The following is a 25,137-nucleotide window of genomic DNA, read 5'->3' as shown; positions in this document are numbered from 1 at the left end:
ATCAATAGGGCGGTATGGCCCAGCAGGAAGCAGTTTCGGCCGACGAGGACGCGGAGGCGGGCGACGACGCCGCCGAGCATCCGCCGACGGTCGAGCTGTCGCTGTACGAACTGGACGTGTCGGTCAGGGGATCGGAGTCGGACTCGCTCGAGGACGTCGAGGCGTCCGCGAAGCGCCTGATGGACTACCTCGTCGAGCAGCACCACCGACTCGAAGACGGCCCCGAGGACCACCAGGTCATCTAGGCGTCACTCCGCTCCAGCAACGCGCCGACCGGCGCGTCCGTGCGCTCCTCGGCCCGCTCTACGCCGTCCCTACCGACCGCGATCAGCGTGAACACGCCGCCGACCGAGGCGTCGGCCCGCTCGGCGATGTCGAGCAGTAGCTCCTGGGTTTCGCCCGAGCGGATCAGGTCGTCGACGACCAGCACCGTCTCGCCGGGGTCGATCGACGACGCCGGCAGGTAGTAGGTGAGTTCGATCCCCGACTGCAGGCGCTGGCGCGACTCGATGAACTCCTCGACGGCCGTCTCCTTGGACTGCTTGGCGTAGGCGCAGCGCACGCCGTAGTAGCTGGCCATCGCCGCGGCGAGCGTGATGCCGTCGGTCGCCGCCGTCAGCACGACGTCGGGCCGATCGAACTCGAACGCCTCGGCGGCGATCGGCGCGACCAGATCGAGAAACGCCTGGTCGAACACGGCGCCGGAGTTGTCGACGTAGCCTTCCTCGTCGGTGGTGACGCGCCGTTCGAGCTCACCGGCCAGCGCCTCGCGGCCGACGCCCGAGACCACTTCGCGGGCGCGCTCGTCGCTCGGGAGGACGTGGCCGTTCACGTATCGGTTGAGATCGCCCGCCGGCAGGCCGGTCAGCTCCGCTAGTTCGTCGTACGTGCGGGTCTCCTTGAGCATCCGGAGCACGGAGACGGCCCGCAGCTGGAGGGCAGCTTTCTCTGCGCGGTTCATACGAACACGCACGATTCCACAACTATGGTGGTTTCGGTGCGGGTCCGGCGTAGACATGTGCAAGTCCGTGGCGCGGATCCGCGGTTTTCCCGTGCATCGCCCGGACAACGGGACGGGGTGATCCGCGAGGATAAATACGAAGGTTTACGAACACTCTCGACGGATTATCCCACGTGCTCGCAGCGGCGGTTCAGGTCCCCGTAGTGCTCGCCGAGGTGGTTTCGCTGTTCGTTGACGGCGTCGAGACTGCCGTCGAGACCGCGACCGGGTGGCCAGGGATGGGTATCGTGTTCGCGTACTCGTTCCTGATCGCGTTCGTCCTCCCGGGCCCCAGCGAGATCGTTCTCGCGGCGCCGCTGGACCTCGGGCTTCCCGGATGGACGAGCCTCTCGCTCATCATGCTGGTCAGCGCGACCGGAAAGGCCCTGGGAAGTCTCTTTGCCTTTCACATCGGCCAGGAGGCGAAGGAAGCCGGCCCCGTCGTGCGCTGGCTTCGCCGGTCCCGGTTCGACGTCGTCGAGTGGTCCGAGAACCGAACGGTCGAAATCGCTCGCAAGTACGGCTACGCCGGGATGGCCCTGGCGCTGTGCGTCCCATTCTTCCCGGACACGATCTCGATCTACGCCTTCGCCATCCTCGAGGAGGACTACGGAAAGTTCGCCGCGGCGACGTTCGTCGGCAGCCTCGGCCGTCTGGTGGTGACGCTGGTGATCCTGGGCGGCGCGATCACGTTGTTTTAGGCGGCGTCCTGGTTTGCCTCCGAACGCCGAGGCGTCCCCGCGCGGTCGAACTTCTAGGATGAGTCGGCGATCGCCGGAGCGGCCTACGACGTCCGCCGTCGCGCCCCGATCGCCAGAACGAGGAACGCGACGAGCGCGGGGACGACGCCGAAACCGGGGACGGAGTCAGGTTGAGCTGCGTCCGATTCGTTCGTCGCCTCCGTACCGTTCTCCGCACTCGTCCCGTTGCGGACCGCCGTACCGTTCTGCGTCCCCGATACGTTCGCTGGTTCCGTCTCGTTCCCAGCTGCGGTCTCATTCTCTGACCCCGTTCCGTTCCCCGCTTCCGTCCCGTTGTGCGTTGCCGTTCCGTTCCGGCTCTCCTCTCCCTGCTGTTCGACAGTGATCGTCGCGGCCTCGGAGCCGTCGACAGTCAGCGGATACGTCCCTGGCTCGTCGAACGTCGCCGTGAGCTCCGCGGTTCTCGATTCGTTACTCGAGAACGCGACGCTGGCCGCGTCGAGGCGTCGGCCGTCGGTCGTCAGATTCAGCTGCGCCGCCTCCGTCGTCCGAGCCGTCCGTTCGACGGTCACCGAGACGCCCACCGTCTCGTCGGGGCTCAGCGACGTCGTCTCGGGCGTCACCTCGACGATGGTGATCGAGCCGTTCTTCGGCCCGGTCGTCGCATTCGCTTCCGACTCGTTGCTCGCGTTCGAGGTGGACGGGTCCTCGTCCGGCACTGGGTCGATCGTTCCTCCACCTCCTGACGGGATCGTCGGCGTCAAACCGCCGGTTTCGCCGTCGTCGGTGGAGCCACCGCTTTCATTTCCTCCACTTTCGTTCCCCTCGTCGGTCGCCCCGCCGCTTTCGTTCGTCGCGTTCGCGACCGATATCGCGACCGTATCGTCCGCGGTCGCCTCGCCGTCCGAAACGGTCAGCGAGACGGTGTAGTTCCCCGACGCGTCGAACGCGCGGGTCACCGTTTCGCCGGTCGCGTCGACGGCGTCGTCGCCGTCAAAGTCCCACTCGTAGGCGAGCGAGTCGCCATCCGGATCGGACGAGGACTCGCCCGTGAACCGGATCGGCGTTCTGACCGTGACGTTCGTGGCGTTGGCTGACAGGGCGGCGTCCGGCGGACTATTATCGGGCGGCGTCGTATCGCCGCCGAGCGCCCGCAGCGTCCCCATCCCGTTGCCGACGTAGAGTTTGCCGTCCGACGCGGACGGAGCGGAGCGCAGGTGCTCGTCGACCCTGAATGTCCAGTACTCTTCGCCCGTCTCGGCGTCAAACGCCCAGACGATCCCGTCGGGGTAGTAGGTCGTGTCACACACCTCCTCGCACGCGTTGCTGCCGACATACACCGTCCCGTTGACGACGATTGGAGCCGATTCGCCCCAGTGGGGGTACGTTGCGGTCCACTCCTCGTCGCCCGTCGACGCGTTCAGCGCGACGAGCCGGCCGCCGACGGCCCGGCTGTCGTTGTGCGTCGAGAAGTACACCGTCCCGTTCGCGAGGGCCGGTGACACCTCCTGACTCGTGTTCCGGCCGCCGATCGCGCGTTGCCACCGCGTCTCCCCGGTCGCCGCATCGAGGGCCCTGACGCGTCCGTCCCCGGTAAACAGCGTCCCGTCGGCGACTGCGGGCGCAGCGAAGCCGGTTTGGACGTTCCTTCGGTCCCAGGCGACGCTCCCGTTCGACGCGCGCAGGGCGACGAGGCGACTGCCGATCGGCAGGAACACACGGCTGTCGCTGACAGCGACGCCATCGGCCGTCCGTCCGGTCGACCAGACCATCTCGCCGGTGTCGACGTCGACCGCATCGCCGCTCGGCGTGTAGGCGGTCCCGTTGACGATTGCCGGCGATCCGCTGGCGTTCGTCTGTTGCCACAGTCGTTCGCCCGTGTGTCGATCGAACGTCACGAGACTTTCTTCGGCCGGGGTGCCATTCTCGACGGGGACGATCAGCGTATCTCCCCAGGTGACTGGCGATCCGGTCACCTCCGGCTGTATCGACTTCGTCCACCTCGTCTCGCCGGTCTGCTTGTCGAAGGCGGAGACCCGACCGTTGGACCCGAGTTCGATACCCGCGTACACGGTGTCGTTGACGACGATGGGCGTCCCCTGAAGCGAATCGCTAATCGTCAGGGACTCGTTGAGCTTCTTCTCCCACGCGACCTCGACGTCGCTCTTCGGCCCCATCACCGCATCCGTCGACGCGCTTCGGCCGTTCTCGCGTCCTGCCGTCGGCCAGTCAGAGGGGCGATGGACGGCGAACTGCCGGGTCCGCGTGACGCTGTGCCCGTCGTCGTCAGTGAGCCGGACGCGGTACGTTTCCACGCCGGGCTCGGACGCGGTCCACGTTTGTTCGGTCCCTGACTCCTCGAACGTGCCATCGTTGTCGAGGTCCCACTCCCAGCTGTCGATCGCGCCGTCCGGATCGGTCGAGTTCGCGATCGACGCGGTGACCTCCTCGCCGACGGTGGCGTGATTCGGCGTTCGGTCGATTCGGACGACCGGTTTGGCCTGCACGTCGACGGTGACTGGGTCGGGAATCGTCGTTCGGTGCAGGTAATCGTCGATCTTGAGTTTCCACGTTCCCGCGCTCCCGACCCGTCCCGTGAAGTTCAGCTGCGCCGTCTCACCGGGAGCTAACCCCCCCTCTTCGATCCGCTCGTCGAACGTGAACTTGGCCGGGCCCTGACCGTCGAACAGCGGCCTGAACCCGTAGTCCGACGCCTTGGTCCCCTCGTTGGTCACCGTCGCGGTGACGCGGACGGGCTGGTCGCGGAACGCCGCCGTCCGGTTGACCTGTAGATCGGACACGACGAGGTCGACGCCCGGCTTGACATCGAGTTCGACGCCCCCCCGGTCCACGTTGCCACCCACGTCCGTCACTTTGACTCTTGCCCCCTGGTTGCCGGACTCCGAGTAGGTCTTCGTGACGTTCCGCCCGTACCGCTCGTAGTCGCCGTCGTCGTCGAGGTCCCACGCGTAGCTCCGGATGCCGGTGTCGTCGGTCGAGGCGCTGGCGTCGAACGTGACCTGCTCGCCGGCGCTGGGCGATTCCTTGTTGACTGCGATGGCGGCCTCTGGCGGCGTGGAATCGCCGCTGACGTTGTAGACGTACCAGCCCTGTACGCCTCGTTCAACGCCGGACATGTCGTCCGTCGGTCGGCGGACGAACTCGGACTGATCGTTACCGTCGTGGATTGCCGGCTGGAAGGCGGCGCGGTACGTGAGCGTCGCCTGCTGGTCCGTGTTCTCGTTCCGCTGTAGCGTCACGTTGTAGACGTTCGTCTCGCCGGGGTCATACTGTTCGTTGATATCCAGCAGCGTCCCGTCGATCGACTCGCGGTCGCCGTCGTGCGTGAACACCGGGTCGTCACCGGTCGCAACGTTGGTGCCAGGGAGCTCGGCGTCGCTGCGGTCGTCGACCTGCGTCACGTCCTTGATCGAGAGCGTTTCGTTGGAAGCGACGACCGAGAGATACGCTTCCCGGCTCGTCGCCCCGGCGCGGGCGCCGTTCGTGACGGCGAACGTCGCGTTGAACGTCCCAGACGACGACATGTGGCGCTCAACGTGCTCCTTGTTCTCCAATCCAACGCGTAGTTTCGGGGGTCGTGCCAGCGGAAGCGCGACGGTTCCAATTGCCGATGCCGTCTCACTTGCGTACTGTTCGACACCCTTGAAGTAGGGCGTGGTGAACAAGGTCAGTTCGTTGCGATTGTAATCTACTGCCTGTCGCTGGTCGTAGGCTTCTTGCGGGAGTCGAAACTCACCAGGTTGGAAATGGTTGCCGTCCTTATCCTTGAGAATGGTGTCAGGATGAATGTCTTTCTCTATCGTTACGAGCTCGTGTTGTTTTTTGAGGAGTTTAACTGCGCGATCGCGGTTTCCGTTGCGCCATGCAGTCGCCTCCTCTTCAGAGAGTTGTGCGAGCTTTTCTAAGGCGTATCCCGTCCGGCCGGCGCGCTCAACGCGAGTCATCTGTTTCTGTTGAAGTCCCTCTTGTAGCATCCGGTTTTCCGCCTGAATGATCGGCCCGACCCACGGCCCGTCGAACTTCTCCTCGGTTTGCGTACTTTCGTAGTAGTCATCGAACTGGGTGACGATCGATTTCGCGCCGGTTGCCGTCGAGAGCTTGCTCCCGGTGAACGAGAGCGAGTAGACGTCTTTGACGAACAGTCCCGACTGGATGAACGTCTGTTGCATCCCCCTGTCGACGATCTCTTCGACCGAACGACCGTTGATCAGTGTATCGTATTTTTCTGCGAGATCTTCGGCAGTTCGGGAGCGCGACTCGGCGAGCCGCGCTATCTCCTCGGTCCGATTCTCCGCACGCGAAACCGTGTAGGTCTGGTTGGCGCGGCTGTTGGCGGTGTTGTCGTACGAACCGCTTCGCCCGGCCCGGGCCTCCACGGTGATCGTATCAGCTTCCTCGGGGACGTGGATCCGAACCATCGTTCTGTGGACCGAACCAGCGTATAGCTCCTCGCCCACCAGCGTAAAGTTATCAGTCGATAGCTGATCGTGCCGTTCTCCGTAAGCGCGTTCGGAGGAGACGATGCCCGTGATCTCCGGGGAGGCGTCGCCCGTCCCCGAGACGTTCACCTCGAGTTTTGGATCGGTGATCGAGGGGTTCTCGATGAGGGATCCCGTGTCGACAGCGGTGACGACGGCGACAGTATAGTTTTGTCCGGGGGCGAGCGTGACGTCTTCTCGCGGATTGATTCGCACCCGTTGATTGAGTTCCCGAATATCGGAGAGCGACCCCTTGACGTCCGTTCCCGTCTGATATTCGACCGACTCTCCCGTGGATGCCGACGACTGCTCGACGGCCGTCGATCCTGCTGCTGTTCCGATCGGTGTCGTTATCAAAAGTAGAACGGCCCCGATCGCGAGGATTCGCCTATCAATTGCGGCGAACATTCTCATTGAAGCCAATTCACTTCTGACATATCATAAGTGTGCCGCTGTCGCAATAATTGTGTCAGTACCGTTCGAAGCCGCCGATCCGGCGAACGCCGAAGCCATCTCGAACGTCGAAAAACGTCGATCGGTTCGTCCGGACGCCGACGCTCAGTCCTGCAGGAAGTCCGGTTCGGTCCGCTTCTCGTCGCGTTCGGCTTGCAGGTGGTCGCGGAACTCCTCGATCTCGACGTCGTACTCCTGATCCTCGAAGCGGTCGCGCACCGAGATGTTGCCGTCCTCTTCCTCGTCGTCGCCGACGACGATCATGTAGGGGACGCGATCCTCGTGGGCCGCGCGGATCTTGCGCTCGATCGTGGAGTCCCGGCCGTCGACCTCGACCCGGAACTCGTCGAACTCGTTTTTGACGCGGTGGGCGTAGCCGAGGTTGTCGTCGCTGATCGGCAGCACGCGCACCTGTTCGGGGGCGAGCCAGAGGGGGAAGTTGCCCGCGTAGTGCTCGATCAGCACCATGAAGAACCGCTCGTAGCTGCCGTACAGCGCGCGGTGGATCATCACCGGCTTGTGGGACTCGTTGTCCTCGCCGACGTAGCTCAGGTCGAACCGCTCGGGCATGTTGAAGTCCAGTTGCACGGTGGGGCCGTCCCACCGCCGACCGATGGCGTCCTCGAAGCCGAAGTCGATCTTCGGCCCGTAGAACGCGCCGTCGCCCTCCTCGACCTCGTAGTCGAGGTTGCGGCGGTCGAGCACGTCCCGGAGCTGGGACTCGGCGCGCTCCCAGATCTCGTCGGAGCCGACGCTCTTCTCGGGCCGGGTCGCCAGCGCGACGTCGTAGTCGAGATCGAACGTCGAGAGCACCTCGTCGATCATGTCCATCGTCTGTTCGACCTCGCGCTCGATCTGGTCTGGGCGGACGAACAGGTGGCCGTCGTCGATGGTAAAGGCCCACACTCGGGACAGCCCCGAGAGCTCGCCGCGCTGTTCCTTGCGGTACACCTTCCCGTTCTCGGCGTAGCGCATCGGCAGGTCGCGGTAGGACCAGGAGCTGTCGTCGAAGATCGTCGCGTGGCCCGGGCAGTTCATCGGCTTGAGCCCGTACTCGTCGTCGTCGACGTCGAAGACGAACATGTCGTCCTGGTAGTTCTCGTAGTGTCCGCTCTCCTTCCAGAGGTCGGTCTTGAACACGTGGGGCGTCTCGACGTACTCGTAGCCGGCGTCGAGGTTCAGCGACTCGACGAACGACTCCAGCTCGCGCAGGATGGTCTTGCCCGGCGGGTGATAGAGGGGTAGGCCGGGGCCGGTGACGTCTTGGATCGAGAACAGGTCCATCTCGGAACCGATCTTGCGGTGGTCGCGGCGCTCGGCTTCGCGCCGGCGCTCCTTGAACTCCTCCAGATCCTCCTCGGACTCGAAGGCGGTGCCGTAGATCCGGGTCTGCATCGGATTCTCCTCGTCGCCGCGCCAGTACGCCGCCGCGATCTCCAGCAGGTCGACGGCGCCGATCTCGCCGGTCGAGTCGACGTGTGGTCCCTTACAGAGGTCCTCCCACTCGCCCTGGCTGTAGAACGAGACGGTCTCGCCGCCCTCGGCGAGCTCTTCGAGGAGTTCGAGCTTGTAGGGCTGGTCGGCCAGGCGCTCGCGCGCCTCCTCGATCGAGACCTGCTCGTACTCGACCTCGTAGTCGGCCTCGATGATCTCCTCCATCTCCGCGAGGATCTCCTCTAAGTCGTCCTCGTCGACGTCGAGGTCGTCGAAGTCGTAGTAAAAGCCCTCGTCGGTCGGCGGGCCGATCGCCAGTTCGACGTCGTCGTAGAGGCGCTGGACGGCCTGGGCGAGGCAGTGCGAGGCGGTGTGGCGCAGCACGCGAACGTACTCGTCGCTGTCTTCCGTGACGAGTTCGATCTCGGCCCCGTCCTCGGTGACGGGGACCTCCTTGCCGACGAGTTCGCCGTCGATTCGGCCGCCGACGGTGTCCCGGCCGAGGCCGGGACCGATCTCGAAGGCGACGTCCTCGAGGGTCGCCCCCCGCGGGACTTCGAGTTCCGAGCCGTCCGGTAGCACTACAGCGATCTGGTCCTGTGAGTCTGCTTCCTGTGACATTGATAAACCTCCGGCTGGCCGGTGGACGCCAGCGGGAAAACGGGCAGATGTCTGGAGTGGCTAATGAGTGGGGACGAGCCCCGCTGTAAAGCAGACACCTGCCATCGTGGTCCGAGAGTACTGCGGGCCCGGCTAAAAGGATTGTGATCCGGGGACCGGTCGGCGGCGTCGGGACGCCGACGCGGGATCCCGGGTAGGAGAAGTGCGACGGGCAGGACTCGCACCTGCGGTACGGTCCTGGAGGGACCGTGTGTTCGCTGCTACACCACCGTCGCTCGTATCGAGCGAGGGCGGGATGGCGTGTAGTAATCCGGTCGCTACTCGGCAGGTATGCGGTATCTACCGCTCGTCGGCGAGCAGTTCCTCGGCGGTGACCAGCGACTCCAGCTCGACGCCGACCTCGGCGAGGTTCTCCGCGCCGCCCTCCTGACGGTCGACGACGACCAGCGCGCGGTTGACCTCGGCGCCGGCCTCGCGCAGCGCCTCGACGGCGTCGACGGCGCTCTGGCCCGTGGTGGCGATGTCTTCGAGCACGACGACCTCCTCGCCCTCCTCCAGTTCGCCCTCGATCAGGTTCGCGGTGCCGTACTCCTTCTTTTGCTTGCGCGCGATGACGTACGGCAGCCCGGTCTCGACGCTGGTGACCGCGACCAGCGGCACCGCGCCGAGCGCGACGCCCGCGAGCTTGTCGTCGTCGAGGCGCTCGGCGAACGCCTCGGCGATCAATCCGAGGCAGTGGGGGTCGGTCTCGAACAGGTACTTGTCGACGTAGTACTCGCTGGTGCCGCCGTGGGAGAGCTCGAACTCCCCGTACTGGACGGCGTCGGCATCGCGCAACGCGGTGATGAGATCGTCGTTTGCCATGCGGGACTCTCGTCGGGGGTGGAGTATAAGCGACGTGGAACGGGGTCGAGGACGTGGCGTTACGAGTGCCACGACGACGAAAGCCCTCGGCCCGCTCCTATCAACAGCTACTATCGACGTGATTGAGACTGCCTCGAAAGCCCTCGGCCCGCTCGACGGTTCTCGCCCGGATATCCTCCCTTCGGTCGGATAGAGCCGAACGAGAACCGTCGACCGCGCCTCGCCCTTTCATTCCGCCGGAAGACTCGCTGCGCTCGGCAGGACGCCAGGACACATCGCATCGCGCGGGTCGCCTGCCGGCGACCACGCGCCCCCCGGCCCTTCCCCATCGGTGCGCCACAGGGGCGCACCGGGCCGTGCGGCTGCGGTGGCGCGCGCTGTCGAGTCCCTGTGACGAGACAGCGCCGCGCGAGGGGTGAGCGAGCGACAGCGAGCGAACCGGTTGGGGAGGACGAGGCTGCCGGTTGGGAGGGAATGAAAGGGGCCGCCGCGCTCGATCCGGTGAGACGAAGCAAGCACTGGACTGAGCGAAGCGAAGGAAGCGCGCAGCGAGTCGCAATCGGTCGAGCGCGGCGGGGGCTTTCAGCGTTACAAAGTGCCTGTTGCTGCCGGAAAGAGGGTGGGGAGTGTTTGATGAATTCGATCCGGATTCTCGCGTCCAGTCTGAACCCTTTTCACGCCACACACCCTCCCGTCGAGTATGGGATACGCGTGTCCGGTCTGCGAGGCGCCACAGGCCAACGGGGAGCATCTGGCGAACCACCTCGCGTTCACGGCGATGCTCGGCCGCGAGGACCACGAGTCGTGGCTCGACGAGCACGCGCCGGGCTGGGAGGAGTCCGACCCCGAAGCGCTCGCGGAGGAGGTCGTCGATTCGGTCCCCGAAACCGAGTTTCCGCAGATCTTCGACGACACGACACAGGACCACGACGGCCACGATCACGGCGCCCACGATCACCAGCACGGCGCCGCGCCCGAGGGGACGCCGTTCGAGCAGGAACTCGCCCACCAGACCCGCGGTGCGGGCCGGGGCGACCTCAGCGCCGAGGCCCAGGACGTGATGGCCGAAGCCCGCGAGATGACCGAGCAGATGCTCGACGACGGGGACGACGAGGACGACGCCGAGGTGGAAGGCGACGACGCGAACGACAACGGGTAACTGTTCGGCGCTCGACTCTTCGAGCATGCACGCAGACGGATTTCTCGCACCGGAGAGCGCGGCCGACGCCCGCGAGGCCTACGAGTCGGTCGGGCCGGGCGCACAGGTCGTCGTCAAGGAGGTCGCGAAGGCGATGGAACTCGACGCCGAGGAGTACGACGAGCGCGTCAACGCCGACGTGATCGAGACCGCGCGGGACGCCATGTTCGCCTCGCTGCTGGAGGTCCGCGTCGGCACGAGCGAGGAGTTCGAGGAGTGGGCCGAGCACTACGACGGCGAGGTCGACGTGCTGGGCGCCGAGCACGTCGACAACGTCGCCTGGCACGCCGGTCCCGACGGCGAGGCCGTCGCGGCGACGTTCCAGGACGAGGAGACCGCCGCCGTCGGCACGCTGCGCCGGCAGGCCTACGGCCGCATCTACAGGGAGATCATCGCGGAGTGACAGCCACAAGCGCCCTCCAACCCCCGCGATGAGTCTCGACCCCGATCGGCTCGACGAGCGACTCGCCGACGCCTTCGGCGGTACACCCGAGGAGCGCCGCGTGGTCGCCAGACAGGCCCGCGACCTCGCTGATTCGGGGCGGTACGCCGAGACCGCGGACCACGAGCTGACGGTCGAGATCGTCCTCGACAACCTCGCGGACGCGCCGGAGGGGTCGCCGGCCGAGCGCTGGAACTGGTGGATGGGCGCGCTCGGGTTGGCGTTCGGCGGGTTCGAGCGGTTCACCGTCCGCGAGCGCGAGGAGTGAGCGGACGCGCCGGACGCCGCTACTCGATCGCGTATCGACGCCGCGTTTCGGCGTCGAACCGACAGGCCCGAGGCGATCGCCCCTAACGTCCGAGTAGATGACCGACAACGAGCGAGATGGCGGGCCGAACGACGTCGAGACGGCCGACGCCGAGTGGCCGATCCTCGAGTCCGCGACCGAGTACGAGACGGGCTGGTACGACGGCGGCTACGACCTCATCGAGCAGCCCGACGGCACCGAGAAGCGCTACTACTGGGCCGACCTCCCGGCGGCGGTCGTGATCGTCGCCTCGACCGGCGAGGAGGTGATCTTCGTCGAGCAGTACCGGCCGACGATCCGCGAGACGCAACTCGAACTGCCCGCCGGCATCGTCGAGGACGGCGAGTCCTACACGACCGCCGCGGCGCGCGAGCTCCGCGAGGAGACCGGCTTCGACCCCGCAGGCGTCTCCTTGCTCCAGCAGTACAAGGTCGCCACCGGTGTCCTCCGGCACGATCGAGGAATCGTGTTCGCCGAGGGGCTGGAACCCGTCGAACCGGATCTGGACGACAACGAGTTCCTCGAAGTACGATCCGTTCCGATCGAGGACGCGCTCGACGTCGCGCGCGAGAATCCGACGAACGACGCGACGCTCAACGGCATCCTGCTGGCGAAAGAGGACGGGCTGCTGTAGGGACCGCCCCGAGCTACCGGTGGCGGAAGTACGGAACGGCGTCCGGACGTCGCTCTCCCTCTGCGGAATCGTCGTCCGAGGCGGGGTCGTCAGGCGCCGTGTCGTCCCCCTCGTCGCGGTGGTCGACGAGCGGTTCGAACAGCGACAGCTTCTGTCGGTCGGTGTCCCGTGCCATATTCGAACGCGCGTCCGCGCCGGGCTTAATCGCCGGGGGCGCCGCACAACGGCGTCGAGATGCCGTCCCTCGGCGCCGACTTAGAATTTCTCGTTGCCCACTCAGAACTCGTCTTGCAGCTCGATGTCGGCGACGATGTCGTAGGGATGCTTGTCCTTCCGAATCCCGTCGAGCATCGTGAACGCGTCGCCGGGCGAGAGGAAGTGACTCGTCACCACTCGGCCCAGTTCGGTCGGCTCGAACCCGTCGATGAACTCGTACTGGAGGAGCTTGCCCAGCGCGTGCTTGGTCGGCACGTCGCCGAGCATCCGGTCGTTGAGCCGCTTTGCGCCCTTCCCGGCGACCGTGACGTTCGCGAGCGTCTCCTCGACGGCCGCGCGCTCGTCGTACACCGTCCGGACGTCCTCCATCTCGCCTTTCAGGAGCTTGAACGCCACCTCGTCCTCGCTCATCTCCATGCTGGAGTGGTAGGAGGTGTCGGGCTCGACGAGCACGTACACCGTCCCCTTGTCGTGGTAGTCGGGACGGCCCGCCCGCCCGAGCATCTGGTGGAACTCCTGGACGGAGAGCCACTCGATCCCCATCGCGAGCGTGTCGAAGATCACCTGCGAGGCCGGGAAGTCGACGCCCGCCGCCAGCGCCGCCGTGGTGACGACGGCCGCGAGATCCTGATTGCCGAACTTGCGCTCGACGGCCTTGCGCTGGCCGTAGTCGAGCCCGGCGTGGTACGCCGCCGACTCGTACTCCAGCTTGCGGCTGATCTCGTGGCAGCGCCGCCGCGAGTTGGTGAAGATGATCGTCTGGCCGCGGTACCCCTTCGAGGACTCGCTGTCGAACTCCCGCCGAACGAGCTTGTTCTCCAGTCTGGTCTTTTCTTGCTGGTCGGCGAACGTGACGTGGCGCTCGATCGGGATCGGGCGCTCCTCGAACTCGACGAGGTTCGCGCGCAGCCCCTCCGCGAGTTCGCGGGGGTTGCCCACCGTCGCCGAGAGGTAGATGTACTGGGCGCCGGAGTAGTCCCGACGTTCTTGCTCGCGCTGTTCGCAGTAGTGCTTGAGCCGCGAGATCAGTCCGTCGAGGCGGTGGCCCCGCTCCTCTTCCTTGAGCGTGTGGACCTCGTCGATGACGACGGTGCCGATGTCGCCCAGATCCCGCCCCGTCCGCAGCGCGTGGTCGATCCCCTCGTACGTGCCGACGATCACGTCGGCGTTCGGGTCGAACCGCTCGCCGTTGTCCTTGACGCGGCTCGCGCCGACGCGGATCGACACGTCGACCATGTCGCCGTACTCGTCTTCGAAGTCCTCGTGTTTCTGGTTGGCCAGCGCAACGAGGGGGACGAGAAACAGCATCGTCCCCTTGCCATTCAAAACGCGGTCGATGCCGGTCATCTCGCCGACCAGCGTCTTGCCGGTCGCCGTCGCGCTCACGACGAGCTGGTCCTCGCCCTCTAACAGTCCGTTCTCGACCGCGAGGCTCTGGACCGGAAGGAGCGTATCGAACCGGTTCTCCAGCATATTCTGGATGCCGGGGTGGAGATCGAGCGAGTCGGTCGGAACCGGGTCGACCTCGTCGGTCGTCGCGCTGATCGTGTCGAACTTCGTGAGATCGGGGTCGAGTTCGCCCTTGAGGAGGTTCGTGATCCGCTCTAAGTCCTGGACCTCCAACAGGAGCTCTTCGAGGCGATTCTGGGCGGCGCTTGTCAGCCCGCCCTGGTAGGAGAGTTCGCGCTCCAGTTCCTGCTTCGCGCAGTCGGGGCAGACGTGCTCGTCGTCCTTCTGGATCGCCGTCTCGCTCGTCAGCGGGGAGTACCGGCCCGCCGACGCGCAGATCCGGCAGGTCCGGACGACCTTCGCCGACAGCTGGTAGCCGTCCAGCATCTCGCGGAGTCGGTCGCGGTGCTCCGGGGCGGTCTGCTCGGAGATGCGGATGCGGTCGGCCATCCGCGCGATGTCGACGAACTCGTCGGGGTTGCGCGGCTCCTCGCTGGAACCGTCCTTGATGCGGAATCGGCCGGGTCGGGGGCCGGCCGACGTCTCCTTGAGGTCGAGCCGCGCCCGAAACAGGCGCGCGTCGTCGCGGCGAGCGACGACGTAGTAGTCCCCCTGGGATTCGTGGAGGAACAGCGTGTCGACCTGCTGTACCTGCCGTGACACGGACGCGTGTAGTCGGGGGAGCTATTTGAGCCGTTCGGAACCCGCGGAGCGCGAGCGGGTCCGTGCGGGCCGGTGCCGCACCGAAATCGGCGGGCGGCGCCGTCGCATCCTCGCGGGTAAGACGTCCTTACTGCGCCGTCAGCGTCGCCTCGCCGTCGGCGTCGCACCGCTGCGGCGTCGCCCGCCGGATCGCACGTTCGAGGGAACCGATGGGTGACCTGTCGAGGCTCCGTCCTGCGTTTCGTCGGGTAGGTTCGACGCCGATGCCGAGCGGCTAGTTCATCTCGCCCGGACGCCTATCTGCACCGTGACGACCATGAAACCCGTGCAACCGCCGGTTCCGGAGGAGAACGACGAGGAGCTTCGCGACGCCCTCGTTCGGATCGACAGGCTGGAGCGCCGCGTCGCCAAGCTCGAACGCCGGGTCGCCGCGACCACGCCGGACGGCTGGGAGTGCACCGTCTGCGGCCGCGGCTGGGTCACCGCGCGCGGCGGCGTGCTCGCCTGCAACCGCTGTTCGTACCGGCGCCATCTCTGAGTCGGACCGGGCCACCGCGCCGACCCGACGCCGGACGCCGTCCGAACCGGCAACCGCGCCGCCGAGGGCCGGGCTTAAGCGCCGGGGCGCCGTCAGTCCGACCGACTCGTGGCGGGGACCGATCGCAAGCGCGTCGACGTGACGACGGGGCCGATCGCGCCCAAGCTCGGCCGGCTCGCGTGGCCGCTGGTGCTGGGGAACCTGCTCCAGACCGTTTACAACGTCGCGGACATGTTCTGGGTCGGCCGCGTGAGCGCCGAGGCCGTCGCCGCGGTGTCGCTGATGTTCCCGCTGTCGTGGATGTTCGTCTCGACGGCGATGGGGATCACCGCGTCGACGATCGCGCTGGTCTCCCAGCACGTCGGCGCCGGCGACGACCGACAGGCCGACCGGGTCGTCGCCCAGACGATCCTGCTGACGCTCGCCGTCTCGGCGGTGCTCGCCGCGGTCGGCTTCGCCGCTCGCCGCGAGCTGCTGTGGCTGATCGGCGCGCGCGGCCAGGTGTTCGTCGAGGCGCTGGCGTACATCGAGGTGATCTTCCTCGCCTTGCCGTTCACGTTCCTGTTTTTCGCGTTCAGAGCGTCGCTGCAGGGCGCCGGCGACACCAAGACCGCGATGTGGCTCGTCCTGCTCTCGGCGGGGCTGAACGTCGTGATCGACCCCTTCTTCGTGCTCGGCTGGGGGCCGTTCCCCGCGTGGGGCACCTTCGGCGCCGCCGTCGCGACGTTCATCTCGCGCGGCGCCGCGACCGCGGCCGGCATCTACGTCCTGCTTCGCGGCGGCTTCGGCGTCCGGCTGCGGCTGGGCGACCTGGAGCCCGACCTCTCGATTCTCCGGAAGCTCGTCGACGTGGGCTACCCCGCGACGCTGGACGGCTGGGCGCGAAGTTTCGCCGCGGTCGTGATGGCCGGGTTCGTCGCGCGCTTCGGCGCCGCGCCGACCGCGGCCTACGGCGTCGGCATCCGGCTGATGTCGATCACCTGGAGCGTCGCTGGCGCCGTCGGGCAGGCCACCGCGACCGGCGTCGGCCAGAACCTCGGCGCGAAGACGCCCGAGCGCGCCGCCAGGGTCACCTGGGTCGCCACCGCGGCGACGATGGCGCTGCTCGCGAGCGTCGCCGCGGTCGTGTTCGCGTTCCCCGCTCAGGCGATGCGGATCTTCATCGACGACCCCGCGGTCGTCGCGGAGGGCGTCCTGTTTCTCCGGATCATCGCGCCGTTCTGGGCCTTCTTCGGCGGCGTGATGGTGATCCAGGGCGGATTTCGGGGCGCGGGCGACACCAGGGTCGCGATGGCGCTGTCGATCCTCTCGCGGTGGGTGTTCCGGGTGCCCGTCGCGATCGCGCTGGCGTTCGCCTGGACGCTGACGATCCCCGGCGTCGACATCACCCTGAACGGGTTCGCGATCGGCGTCGAGGGGATCTGGTGGGCGTTCTCGACGGGCGCGTTCCTGTCGTTCCTCGTGGCGGTGGCGTGGTTCCGTCTGGGGAACTGGCAGGAGGGCGTTATCGAGGAGAGCGAGGAGCCCGGCACCGGACCGGGCCCGGCGGCCGCTGACACCGACGGCGACGCCGAGTTCGTGGACGACTGAACCGCGGCGTCGTGACGCCGACCGTACGCGGCAAATCGGAGCCGGTCGAGAACCTTTTCGGCGATGCATCTCCCAGCCAAATTATGGTCAGGCGATACGAGCACCCGGACGACTTCGACGACCTCTGGGACCTCAAGAGCGCCTTCGAACGCGAACTCGGCGCGAGCACCGGCGGCGACGAGAAGGAAGCCTCCTACGAGGCGAAGCTCGACCGCACCTACAGGGAACGCTATCGCGAGTGGGTCGCCGAGTGCGTCGAGAAAGACGAAGGCTGCATTCACGTCGCTGCGGTCGACGCCGAAGACCAGTCCGCGACGGACGATGACGACGGGCAGACTGCATCGGCCGACGCTCTCGCGGGCTACGCCTTCGTCCTTCCCGAGGAGCTCTCGATGATCTGGGACGCCGCAGTGCTCAACGAGATCTACGTCCGCGAGCCGTACCGCGGCACCGGCGTCGCCGACGACCTGCTCGACGCCGCCGTCGAGACCGCCGAGCGCCAGGATCTCCCGCTCGATCGGCTGGTGTTAGACGTCGACCCGAGCAACGAGCGCGCGCAGGCGTTTTACCGTGGCCACGGATTCGAGCCGTGGGGCGAGATGGTCGCCCGATCGCTGTAAGGCGTCGCAATTTTGTTCTCCTAACCGATCCCCGAAGTCGAGTTTCCTTTCGAAACCGATTTGTCGACACTCCGGCACTCTCCGGCGTGAACGACGACAGGTCGCAGTTCTACGCGCTCTACCTCGTGCGGTTCGCGGAAGGCTTCGGGTTCATCGCGCTGATCACGCTGCTGCCGTACTACATCAACGAACTCGACCCCTCAGCGACGTCGATCTTCGGCGTCACCGTCGGCGCCGGCTTCGTCATCGGGATGTACACCACGGGCTTCACGCTGGCCCAGACCCTCGCGGTGATCCCGCTGTCGTGGGCGGGTGACCGGTTCGACAAACGAACCGTGCTGTTGGCGCTGCTGAGCGTCGGCGCCGTCGCGTACGCGCTCTTCCCGCAGGTCGACTCCAGCCTCTCCTTTATCCTGCTGCGCGGGCTCCAGGGCGTCGCGGTCACCGGTACCAGCCTGATGTCGCTGTCGCTGGTCGGGCAGCTCGCCGACCACGGGACGCGCGCGAACTACATCGGAAAGTCGAACGCCGCGGCGTTCGCGGCCTCGATCGTCGGCAGCCTCAGCGCCGGCGCGGTGTACCAGGAGTTCGGCTTCGGCCCGATCTTCGGCGTGATCGTCGCGCTGACGACGCTGGCGTGGCTGGTGGCGCTCCGATTCCTCCCACGCGACGAGACGCGCGTCTCGGGCTTCCCGTTCTCCGATCTCGCCCTGAACCGCCGGATCCTCACGATCACGAGCTTCCGGTTCCAGTACGCCTTCGCCGTGACGCTCGTTCGGACGTGGGTGCCGATCTACGCCGGCGTCGCCGCGGCGTCGGGCGGACTGGCCTACGGCGCGCTTGCGGTGAGCCTCACGGTCGTCGCCGAGAAGTTCACCAACATGTGCTGCCAGCCGTTCACCGGCCGCCTCTCGGACGACCACGGCCGCGCGCTGTTCGTCTTCGCGGGCGGCGGCGCCTACGGCGTCGTAGCGCTGCTGGTCCCGCTCTCGCCGACGATCGGCGGAGCGTTGGGGCTGCCGGACGCCCTACCCGTGCTCGGGCCGCTCTCGCCGGCGTTCCTCCCGCTGGTGACGCTCTCGGGGCTGCTCGGCGTCGCCGACAGCTTCCGCGAGCCCGCGAGCATGGCGCTCTTTGCCGACGCCGGCACCGAGGACGGCGGCGTGGCGTCGAGCTTCGGCATCCGCGAGCTGGTCTGGCGGCCGGGCAGCGTCGCGGCGCCGCTGCTGGGGGGCTGGCTGATGACCGAGGTGAGCATGGCGTCGGTGTTCTACGTCGGCGGCGCGTTCGCGCTCACCGGCGTCGGCGCGTTTCTGGCGATCCTCGTGCGGCTCCACGGGCGGCGGGCGCTCGCGGAGTGGTAACCTGCGTCGGCGAAGGGACGCCGCTACGAAACCGCCTTCAGTCGTCGGCGGGCAGGAACCCGTCGTGGGACTGCGGGTCGACGACGAACTCCTGCAGGCGGTCGTCGCCGCCGCGGAGGTCGTCAACCCACCGCCGGACGTCGGCGCCGAACAGCTGGAGGCCACGGAGCAGGTCGGACTGGTGGATGCCGCCGGCCAGCGGTGACTCTGGCGAGCGCAGCGCGGCGATCATCGACCACATCGTGCAGGTCGCCGCCGCGCCCAGCGCCGAGAACGTCATCCCGAGGGTCAAAAATGTCATCGAGTAGACGCCGCCGACGATCATCGACGGCAGGCTGGTCGCCAGCGGCACCCGGGCGCTGGCGTCGCGGATCGTCGGCGCGAGGAACAGTACCGACAGCGAACTTCCGGCCATGAAGACGAAGTCCTGCCACATCACTGTCGAATCACTCCCGTTCTGAACTGGTTTCGCTCGTTCATACTCCCCTATAGCAGCGATAGCCGTTAGTTTCGATCGGCTATTCGGTTAGGGGGCACCCCCGGGGGGAGGGGCTATAGGGATTCATGTGCGAGAGCGAGACAGACTATCACACCGCCGGAGGGCGTCGGGTAATCCTGGATTGTTCTCGTCGCGACGATCCGCACTCGGCGGGAACCGATCCCGCCGGTCGCGATCGGCGCGCGGGCCGCCGCGGCTCGACGCCGCCGCACCTCGATCGCGGATCGACCTCGCATAGGCCGTGCTTTCGAACCAGCGAGCCGAGGGAATCCGGCCCGACGCGAGACAAGGTGCCGCCCGCGTCGGACGCCGTTCGTCGGCCGAGGGCAAAGCCTAACCCGGTGCCGGCCGACGGATCGGTCATGAGCGACCTCCGCGACGCCGCCGAGACCGCGGTGCGCCAGTGCCTGGCGCTCGACCCCGAGGAGTCCTGCGTGATCGTCACCGACGACAAGCGCGAGCCGATCGGCGAGGCGCTGTACGACGTCGCCAGCGAGATCGACGACGAGGCGACGATTCTCCGGTACCCCCCGGGCGACCAGCACGGCGAGGAGCCGCCCGCGCCCGTCGCCGTAGCGATGGCCGACGCAGACGTGTTCCTCGCGCCGACGACCAAGAGCATCAGTCACACCCGCGCTCGCGGGGACGCCTGCGACGCCGGCGCCCGCGGCGCGACGCTGCCCGGCATCACCGAGGACGTCTTCACGGCCGGGCTGGACGCCGACTACGAGTCGATCGACGCCGAGTGCGACCGGATGCTCGACCTCGTCGAGGACGCCGAGGAGGTCCGCGTGACGACGCCCCAGGGTACCGACATCACCTTCGGCATCGGCGCCCGCGAGTGGCTCGCCGACACCGGGATGGTCCACGAGCCCGGCGACTTCTCGAACCTGCCCGCCGGCGAGGTGTTCGTCAGTCCCGAGACCGCCACGGGCACGTTCGTCGTCGACGGGACGATGCGCCCCCACGGGCTGCTCGACGAGGGCCAGCGGCTTCGCTTCGAGGTCGAGGACGGCTTCGTCACCGAGATCTCGGACGACGAGATCCGCGAGCAGGTCGAGACGGCCGCCGAAGAAGTCGGTCGAGACGCTTACAACCTCGCGGAGCTCGGCATCGGCACGAACCTCGCGGTCGACGAGCTCGTGGGGTCGGTGCTGCTCGACGAGAAGGCCGGCGGCACGGTCCACATCGCGATCGGTGACGACGCGGGCATCGGCGGCGACACCGACGCGCCGCTGCACCTCGACGGCATCCTCCGGGAGCCGACCGTCGAGGTCGACGGCGAGGCGATCGAACTGCCCGCCGTCGATCGGTAGGGTCGGCACCAGTAGGGTCGCCAGCGGTTGTCGCCGGTAAGGTCGGCGGTGGTCGGCTGCAAGGACGCCTTACCGCCTCTCGATGCGGACGGTAATGGCAAACACTAAATACAATCGCGGCACGGTGTCGATTTCTGCGTGGAATTTTTGTGGGTCAAGTCCCTATCCATACCCGTATGGGATTCGGTAGCTACGATGAGTCCGAACAGGACAACCAGGATTTTGACGCCGACATCGACGACGAGGGCGTAGACTCGTCGAGCAACGAACACGACGGGGACGTAGAGTTCGAGATCGGCGCATCGAACGACGAACTCCTCGATCGGCTACAGGACATCAAAGACGATTGAAGCCCGGCACGCGGGCGCTCGGCGTCGCCGAATCGTACGACGGGTCGCGGGATGCCGAGGAGTCGACGCTGGCGGGCGCGGTCGTGCGCGCGGACCGCGCGGTCGACGGAGTCCGGTTCGAGCGCTGTACGGTCGGGGGCACCGACGCCACCGAGAGCGTCCGATCGCTGACCGATCGGCTCGCGCGCGAGGACGTTCGCTACGTTTTTCTGGCGGGTATCGCGCTGTCGTGGTACAACGTCGTCGACCTGTACGGCGTCCACGACGCCGTCGATCGGCCGGTGCTGTCGGTAACGTTCGAGGAGAGCGACGGGCTGGAAGCGGCCATCGCCCAGGCGTTCGAGGGCGACGCGCTGGAGCGGCGGCTCGAACTGTACCGCGCCCAGCCGCCGCGGCGTCGCGTCGAGGTGAACGACCAGGAGGTGTTCGTGCGCTGCGTCGGCGCCGGTGAGGAGACCGCCGAGCGGCTGGTGCGGGAGTTCACGCCCGCCGGCGGGCGCCCGGAACCGCTCCGGGTGGCCCGCCAGGTCGCCAGAGCGGGCCACGCGTACCGGTTCGGAGAGTAGCTCGCGCTATGACCGCGGCGGGACGTACAGGTTCACGGTCTCGAACGGCGCCTCGCCGTCGTTCGTGATCTCGTGGCCCTCGCCCGCTTCGATGCAGACCAGATCGCCGGCCTCGACTCGGTGGTCCTCGCCCTCGACGGTGACGACCGCCGATCCCGAGGCGGCGAACAGCCACTGGTCGCTGTCGGGGTGGCGGTTGTCCGGCCCGCCGACCGTGCGGCCGGGGTCGACGGTCATCTGGGCGGCCTGGGCGTCGTCGGTCTCCACGACGACCTCGAAGTACCCCTCGAAGTCGAGCGAAGCGCGTCGCATAGACGTATTTTCGTCGGGATGATCGAGTGCATTTCGACTCACGCCGTGACCGCGTCACCCAGCTCCGGCGCGCTGGCGTCGAACCCGCCCTCGCGCAGTTCCTCGGCGAAGGCGACGCAGCGGTCGCCGTGGTTCACCAGAATCTCGGCGTCGCGGTAGTCCTCGAGCAGGGACAGGATTCCGTCACGGTCGGCGTGAGCCGAGAAGTCGTACTGCTCGACCCGGGCGCTCACCGGCATCACGCGGCCGTCGATCTCGGCGCTGCCGGTCTCCAGAAGGTCTCGGCCGGGCGTCCCCTCGACCTGATAGCCGGTCATCGTGATCTTGTTGGTCGGGTTGGCACGGATCTCGGGGATGTACGTCATCGCGGGGCCGCCCGAGAGCATCCCGCTCGTCGTCACGATCGCGGTCTGCTGGTCGGCGATGCGTTTCCGTTGCCCGTCGCGCCCCGTGACGACGCGGGCGTGAGACTTCGCGCGCCGCAGGGCGTCGGCGTCGCGGACGAACTCGGGATGGCGGCGGAGCATCTCGGTGACCTCCGTGCCCATGCCGTCGACGTAGCATGGAACGTCGTGGGCCTCGCAGAGCAGCAGCATCTCCTGGGTGCGCCCGATCGCGAACGCGGGCACGACGACCGTCCCGCCCTCCCACAGCGTCGTCTCGACGCTCTCGACGAACCGCTCCTCGACGACCGAGCGGTCCTCGTGGTCGACGTCGGAGTACGTGCTTTCGCAGAGCACGACGTCGGCGTCGGGCCGCGCGGTGGTGCCCGAGACGAGGCGCTGATCCCCGGTGTGAAAGTCGGCCGTGTAGAACAGTCGCGTCTCGCCGTCGTCGACGAGCACGTGCGCCGACCCTGGGATGTGGCCGGCGTCGAAGAACGTCACCTCGTGGCCCGCCGCCTCGAACGTCTCCCGGTAGCCGTGGGGCTCCGAAACTTGCGTCACGCGCCGGACGTCGTTCTCGGTGAACGGACACTGCATGGTTCCGCCGTGAAGCTTCAACGTGTCCCGCGCGAGCGTCAGCGCGAGCTCCCGGGTCGGCGGCGTCCAGTGGATCGGCGGTCGGGCGCTCCCGCTCAGCAGCGACGGGATCGCCCCGACGTGATCGAGGTGGCCGTGGCTCGCGACGACGGCGTCCAGATCGACGTCGCCGACGGGGTACCGCGGTGGGTTGTCCGTCAGGACGCCGTAGTCCAGCAGCAGCGAGTCGTTGACGAGGATCGCGCTGCGGCCGACCTCGCGGGCACCGCCCAGAATCCGGAGTTCCATTGCCGGAGTAAAGCGACCCGAGCGGCTTCCCTTCGTCGGTCGCCCCGCCCCGAACGCCGTTTCAATACGCTTTTGAGTCGCCACCCGCTCTTTTCGCTCATGGCAAGCTTTCAGGTCGTCGTCGCGGACCCCGAAACGGGCGCGACGTACCAGCGCGACGTAGACGGACAGGACGCCAACCGCTTCATCGGCCGATCGCTCGGTCAGGACGTCGACGGCGGCGCCGTCGGCCTCGACGGCTACACGCTCGAACTCACCGGCGGCTCCGACGACGCCGGGCGCCCGATGCGCGAGGACGTCGACGGGCCGGACCTCCGCGAAGTGCTGCTGACCGGCGGCGTCGGCTACGACCCCTCCCGCGACGGCGAGCGCAAGCGCGTCACCGTCCGCGGCGCCGAGGTCAGCGACGCGGTCGCCCAGATCAACGCCAAGATCACCGGTCGCGGCTCCACCGACGTCGAGGAGCTGCTCGGCGAGGGCGGCGAGGACGCCGAGGACGCCGACGACGAGGAGTAACTCCCCGACTTTTTCGTCGATCGACGCCCGACAGCCGCGGCACCGTTCCTCGGATCGCAACTGCCGTAGAAGCTCTTTACTCCCGTTCAGACGCCGTCTACCGTTCCTCACGCTGCGCATACTAATGACGGAAGTCGATGATTACGAGACAACGTGGGGGAGCTTCGGCATCGATCCGCGGCGGCGGGTCGCGTCGCCCGCAGGATCGCGATCGTCGTCGGCGTCGTTCTGGTAGCGACGGCGTCGGTCGGCGCGGTCGCGGGTTCGGCCTCCGCGACAGCGGGCGAAAACGCCACTGCGAGCGACGCTGCCGAACCGCACGTCGTCGACGCCTCGGTCAACGAACTCGACGACGGCCGGGCGGTACTCCTCGTCGTCCTCGATACCGACACCGGGACCGAAACCGTCGTGACCGAACTCGACCGCGATCGCGGCGACGCGGAACGTGACGATGCCGAATCCGCACCATCGATCGACGAGTTCCCTGATGGGATCGACATCAGAAATCTGTCCGACGCCGGCTTCGAGAACGTGTCCGTCGACGGCATCGATCTCTCGAACGGGTCGTCGGATCTCGTCGCCGCGGAGAACCTCACGGGCGTCGACGGCGTCGCGGGCGCGACAGCCAACGGATCGCCGGCGGACGCCGACGCGCCCGGATCGATCGGCGGCGACCCGATCGACGTGTCGCTGCTCGACGTTCCGGACGGGCTCCGGTCGCCGCCCGAGCGCCTGACGCGGGCCGTCTCCCGGGAACCGGCGTTCGGCGCCGGCTGGCTGCTCCCCGGCGCGCTCGCGGCGCTGGGCGGGGCGATGGCGACGCTCGGCGTCGGCGCGCTGGCGATCTGGCGACGCACGTTTTAAGCGCAGCGGGACCGGACCAACCGGTGATGGCAGACCGCGTCGCCTCCGACCACGAGTCGATCACGACCGTCCGCGCCACGCTGGCCCGGCGCGGGTCGACGAGCCGCCCGGCGATCGAACTTCCCGACGAGCAAAGCTCGTCGAGCCCCGACTCGGCGTCGTCTCGTCGGGACGCCGACGCGTTCCCCGCCGGCGAGGTCGTCCGCCTCGTCGTGGACGGGAGCGAGCGCCACGCGAAGATCGAGGAGTACGCCGGCGACCGGTCGATCCCCGGCGCCTACGACGCGCCCTCGATGGCGCGCGATCCGGACTCGGCGTCGAACCGGCTCGTCGAGTGGGCCGACGACAAGGGGCTGGAACTCGGCCAGTCGGTGCTCGTCGACGTGATCGAGGAGGGGTTCAAGTACGGCGTCCGCGAGCCCGGCGAGCGCGTCTTCTACGACGCCACCGAGGCGCCCGACGACAGCCTGGCGTCGATCGCACAGCAACTGGAAGACAACTGAGGTCGGCTACAGCATGGAACGCTGGCTCCGGATTCTGTCGAAGATCGATTACTACCACCATCCCGTGATCGGGGCCGTCGGACTGGCCTACACGCTGGCGTTCCACGAACCGGGCATCCACCGAATCGGCGTCGGACCGGTGTCGTTGGACGCGTTCTACGTCACCGTCGTTGCGTTTTCCGTCCTGTTACTGCTCTCGCTCGTCGATTCGTACGATCCCGACGACTACCGGGTCGAACTGCCAGACTCCGACGAGTGAATCGCCGAAAGGCCGACCGGAATTCAGTGGCCAATCACCGAGTAGCGAGCAAACGCGTAAGCAGGCCACCCACCAGCACGCTTTTCAG

General features: G+C 67.4%; 25 protein-coding genes and 1 pseudogene. 17 read left to right on the top strand and 9 right to left on the bottom strand.

All coding sequences use genetic code 11. From position 1 onward, the window contains the following. Window positions 1–14 precede the first annotated feature (14 nt). On the top strand, window positions 15–245 hold the full coding sequence (locus ABDZ81_RS04575) for a DUF8002 family protein (RefSeq protein ID WP_343772692.1): 231 nt from the start codon (window positions 15–17) through the stop codon (window positions 243–245). Here the strand turns inward: ABDZ81_RS04575 and ABDZ81_RS04570 are convergent. Continuing rightward, entirely contained in the window at window positions 242–961 is a 720-nt protein-coding gene (locus ABDZ81_RS04570; protein WP_343772691.1) for a phosphoribosyltransferase family protein, read from the bottom strand. The two genes, ABDZ81_RS04575 and ABDZ81_RS04570, sit on opposite strands and share 4 nt — an antisense overlap. 203 nt (window positions 962–1,164) lie before the next feature. Between ABDZ81_RS04570 and ABDZ81_RS04565 the strand changes: the two genes are divergently transcribed. Continuing rightward, window positions 1,165–1,701, top strand: a complete 537-nt coding sequence (locus tag ABDZ81_RS04565) for a YqaA family protein (RefSeq protein ID WP_343773368.1) — start codon at window positions 1,165–1,167, stop codon at window positions 1,699–1,701. 83 nt (window positions 1,702–1,784) lie between these two features. Here the strand turns inward: ABDZ81_RS04565 and ABDZ81_RS04560 are convergent, their stop codons facing one another. The 3 genes from ABDZ81_RS04560 to pyrE form a co-directional block, all read right to left on the bottom strand. Then, window positions 1,785–6,416, bottom strand: coding sequence for an outer membrane protein assembly factor BamB family protein (locus ABDZ81_RS04560; RefSeq protein WP_343772690.1), 4,632 nt, complete (start codon window positions 6,414–6,416; stop codon window positions 1,785–1,787). A 342-nt stretch (window positions 6,417–6,758) separates the two neighbouring features. After that, a complete protein-coding gene (gene thrS / locus ABDZ81_RS04555) occupies window positions 6,759–8,708 on the bottom strand; it encodes a threonine--tRNA ligase (protein WP_343772689.1) in 1,950 nt (649 codons plus the stop codon). A 339-nt stretch (window positions 8,709–9,047) separates the two neighbouring features. Then, window positions 9,048–9,572, bottom strand: coding sequence for an orotate phosphoribosyltransferase (gene pyrE / locus ABDZ81_RS04550; protein WP_343772688.1), 525 nt, complete (start codon window positions 9,570–9,572; stop codon window positions 9,048–9,050). Between the two features lie 700 nt (window positions 9,573–10,272). Here pyrE and ABDZ81_RS04545 point away from each other — a divergent pair. The 4 genes and pseudogenes from ABDZ81_RS04545 (at window position 10,273) to ABDZ81_RS04530 (ending at window position 12,153) form a co-directional block, all read left to right on the top strand. Then, on the top strand, window positions 10,273–10,731 hold the full coding sequence (locus ABDZ81_RS04545; protein ID WP_343772687.1) for a DUF5810 domain-containing protein: 459 nt from the start codon (window positions 10,273–10,275) through the stop codon (window positions 10,729–10,731). A gap of 25 nt (window positions 10,732–10,756) precedes the next feature. Then, window positions 10,757–11,173 (top strand): DUF5809 family protein, encoded by a 417-nt coding sequence (locus ABDZ81_RS04540; RefSeq protein WP_343772686.1) that lies wholly within the window; start codon window positions 10,757–10,759, stop codon window positions 11,171–11,173. Between the two features lie 25 nt (window positions 11,174–11,198). Beyond that, window positions 11,199–11,480: pseudogene (locus tag ABDZ81_RS04535) on the top strand (WNWW family protein); the annotation flags it as partial. Between the two features lie 97 nt (window positions 11,481–11,577). Continuing rightward, window positions 11,578–12,153 (top strand): NUDIX hydrolase, encoded by a 576-nt coding sequence (locus ABDZ81_RS04530; protein ID WP_343772684.1) that lies wholly within the window; start codon window positions 11,578–11,580, stop codon window positions 12,151–12,153. 13 nt (window positions 12,154–12,166) lie between these two features. Here ABDZ81_RS04530 and ABDZ81_RS04525 read toward each other — a convergent pair whose 3' ends face one another. Next, window positions 12,167–12,328: a hypothetical protein gene (locus tag ABDZ81_RS04525; RefSeq protein ID WP_343772683.1), complete on the bottom strand. Its 162-nt coding sequence runs from the start codon at window positions 12,326–12,328 to the stop codon at window positions 12,167–12,169. Between the two features lie 101 nt (window positions 12,329–12,429). Then, entirely contained in the window at window positions 12,430–14,481 is a 2,052-nt protein-coding gene (locus tag ABDZ81_RS04520) for a DEAD/DEAH box helicase (RefSeq protein WP_343772682.1), read from the bottom strand. Window positions 14,482–14,806: 325 nt separating this feature from the next. On the opposite strand from ABDZ81_RS04520, the gene ABDZ81_RS04515 reads away from it, so the two are divergent. From ABDZ81_RS04515 to ABDZ81_RS04500, 4 genes are all read left to right on the top strand, one after another. Continuing rightward, window positions 14,807–15,019: a hypothetical protein gene (locus ABDZ81_RS04515; protein WP_343772681.1), complete on the top strand. Its 213-nt coding sequence runs from the start codon at window positions 14,807–14,809 to the stop codon at window positions 15,017–15,019. Between the two features lie 108 nt (window positions 15,020–15,127). Beyond that, complete coding sequence (locus tag ABDZ81_RS04510; protein ID WP_343772680.1) at window positions 15,128–16,609, top strand: MATE family efflux transporter; 1,482 nt, start codon at window positions 15,128–15,130, stop codon at window positions 16,607–16,609. A gap of 83 nt (window positions 16,610–16,692) precedes the next feature. Beyond that, window positions 16,693–17,229, top strand: coding sequence for a GNAT family N-acetyltransferase (locus tag ABDZ81_RS04505; protein WP_343772679.1), 537 nt, complete (start codon window positions 16,693–16,695; stop codon window positions 17,227–17,229). A gap of 86 nt (window positions 17,230–17,315) precedes the next feature. Further along, the gene (locus ABDZ81_RS04500; RefSeq protein WP_343772678.1) at window positions 17,316–18,593 is read left to right on the top strand and encodes an MFS transporter; all 1,278 of its coding nucleotides are present in this window, start codon (window positions 17,316–17,318) and stop codon (window positions 18,591–18,593) included. Between the two features lie 37 nt (window positions 18,594–18,630). Here ABDZ81_RS04500 and ABDZ81_RS04495 read toward each other — a convergent pair whose 3' ends face one another. Continuing rightward, on the bottom strand, window positions 18,631–19,032 hold the full coding sequence (locus ABDZ81_RS04495) for a hypothetical protein (RefSeq protein WP_343772677.1): 402 nt from the start codon (window positions 19,030–19,032) through the stop codon (window positions 18,631–18,633). Between the two features lie 422 nt (window positions 19,033–19,454). Between ABDZ81_RS04495 and ABDZ81_RS04490 the strand changes: the two genes are divergently transcribed. The 3 genes from ABDZ81_RS04490 to ABDZ81_RS04480 all read left to right on the top strand — a co-directional run bounded on the left by ABDZ81_RS04490 (window position 19,455) and on the right by ABDZ81_RS04480 (window position 21,324). Then, window positions 19,455–20,408, top strand: coding sequence for an aminopeptidase (locus tag ABDZ81_RS04490; protein ID WP_343772676.1), 954 nt, complete (start codon window positions 19,455–19,457; stop codon window positions 20,406–20,408). 176 nt (window positions 20,409–20,584) lie between these two features. Then, the gene (locus tag ABDZ81_RS04485) at window positions 20,585–20,758 is read left to right on the top strand and encodes a DUF5786 family protein (RefSeq protein ID WP_343772675.1); all 174 of its coding nucleotides are present in this window, start codon (window positions 20,585–20,587) and stop codon (window positions 20,756–20,758) included. Next, complete coding sequence (locus ABDZ81_RS04480; RefSeq protein ID WP_343772674.1) at window positions 20,755–21,324, top strand: endonuclease dU; 570 nt, start codon at window positions 20,755–20,757, stop codon at window positions 21,322–21,324. Before ABDZ81_RS04485 ends, ABDZ81_RS04480 begins: the two co-directional genes overlap by 4 nt. Window positions 21,325–21,330: 6 nt before the next feature. Here ABDZ81_RS04480 and ABDZ81_RS04475 read toward each other — a convergent pair whose 3' ends face one another. Both ABDZ81_RS04475 and ABDZ81_RS04470 read right to left on the bottom strand, forming a co-directional pair. After that, window positions 21,331–21,636, bottom strand: a complete 306-nt coding sequence (locus ABDZ81_RS04475; protein ID WP_343772673.1) for a cupin domain-containing protein — start codon at window positions 21,634–21,636, stop codon at window positions 21,331–21,333. Between the two features lie 38 nt (window positions 21,637–21,674). Then, the gene (locus ABDZ81_RS04470) at window positions 21,675–22,907 is read right to left on the bottom strand and encodes an MBL fold metallo-hydrolase (protein ID WP_343772672.1); all 1,233 of its coding nucleotides are present in this window, start codon (window positions 22,905–22,907) and stop codon (window positions 21,675–21,677) included. 99 nt (window positions 22,908–23,006) lie between these two features. Between ABDZ81_RS04470 and ABDZ81_RS04465 the strand changes: the two genes are divergently transcribed. From ABDZ81_RS04465 to ABDZ81_RS04450, 4 genes are all read left to right on the top strand, one after another. Continuing rightward, complete coding sequence (locus ABDZ81_RS04465; protein ID WP_343772671.1) at window positions 23,007–23,423, top strand: 30S ribosomal protein S6e; 417 nt, start codon at window positions 23,007–23,009, stop codon at window positions 23,421–23,423. 153 nt (window positions 23,424–23,576) lie between these two features. Then, window positions 23,577–24,287, top strand: coding sequence for a hypothetical protein (locus ABDZ81_RS04460; protein WP_343772670.1), 711 nt, complete (start codon window positions 23,577–23,579; stop codon window positions 24,285–24,287). Window positions 24,288–24,313: 26 nt separating this feature from the next. Continuing rightward, a complete protein-coding gene (locus ABDZ81_RS04455) occupies window positions 24,314–24,790 on the top strand; it encodes a DUF7112 family protein (protein WP_343772669.1) in 477 nt (158 codons plus the stop codon). Between the two features lie 13 nt (window positions 24,791–24,803). Next, a complete protein-coding gene (locus ABDZ81_RS04450) occupies window positions 24,804–25,049 on the top strand; it encodes a hypothetical protein (RefSeq protein ID WP_343772668.1) in 246 nt (81 codons plus the stop codon). The last annotated feature ends 88 nt before the right edge of the window (window positions 25,050–25,137 follow it).

It is taken from the genome of Natronoarchaeum mannanilyticum, assembly GCF_039522665.1.
Classification (GTDB): domain Archaea; phylum Halobacteriota; class Halobacteria; order Halobacteriales; family Natronoarchaeaceae; genus Natronoarchaeum; species Natronoarchaeum mannanilyticum.
The sequence above is the reverse complement of the archived record's forward strand: the minus strand, read 5'-3'. Positions and strand labels throughout refer to the sequence as shown.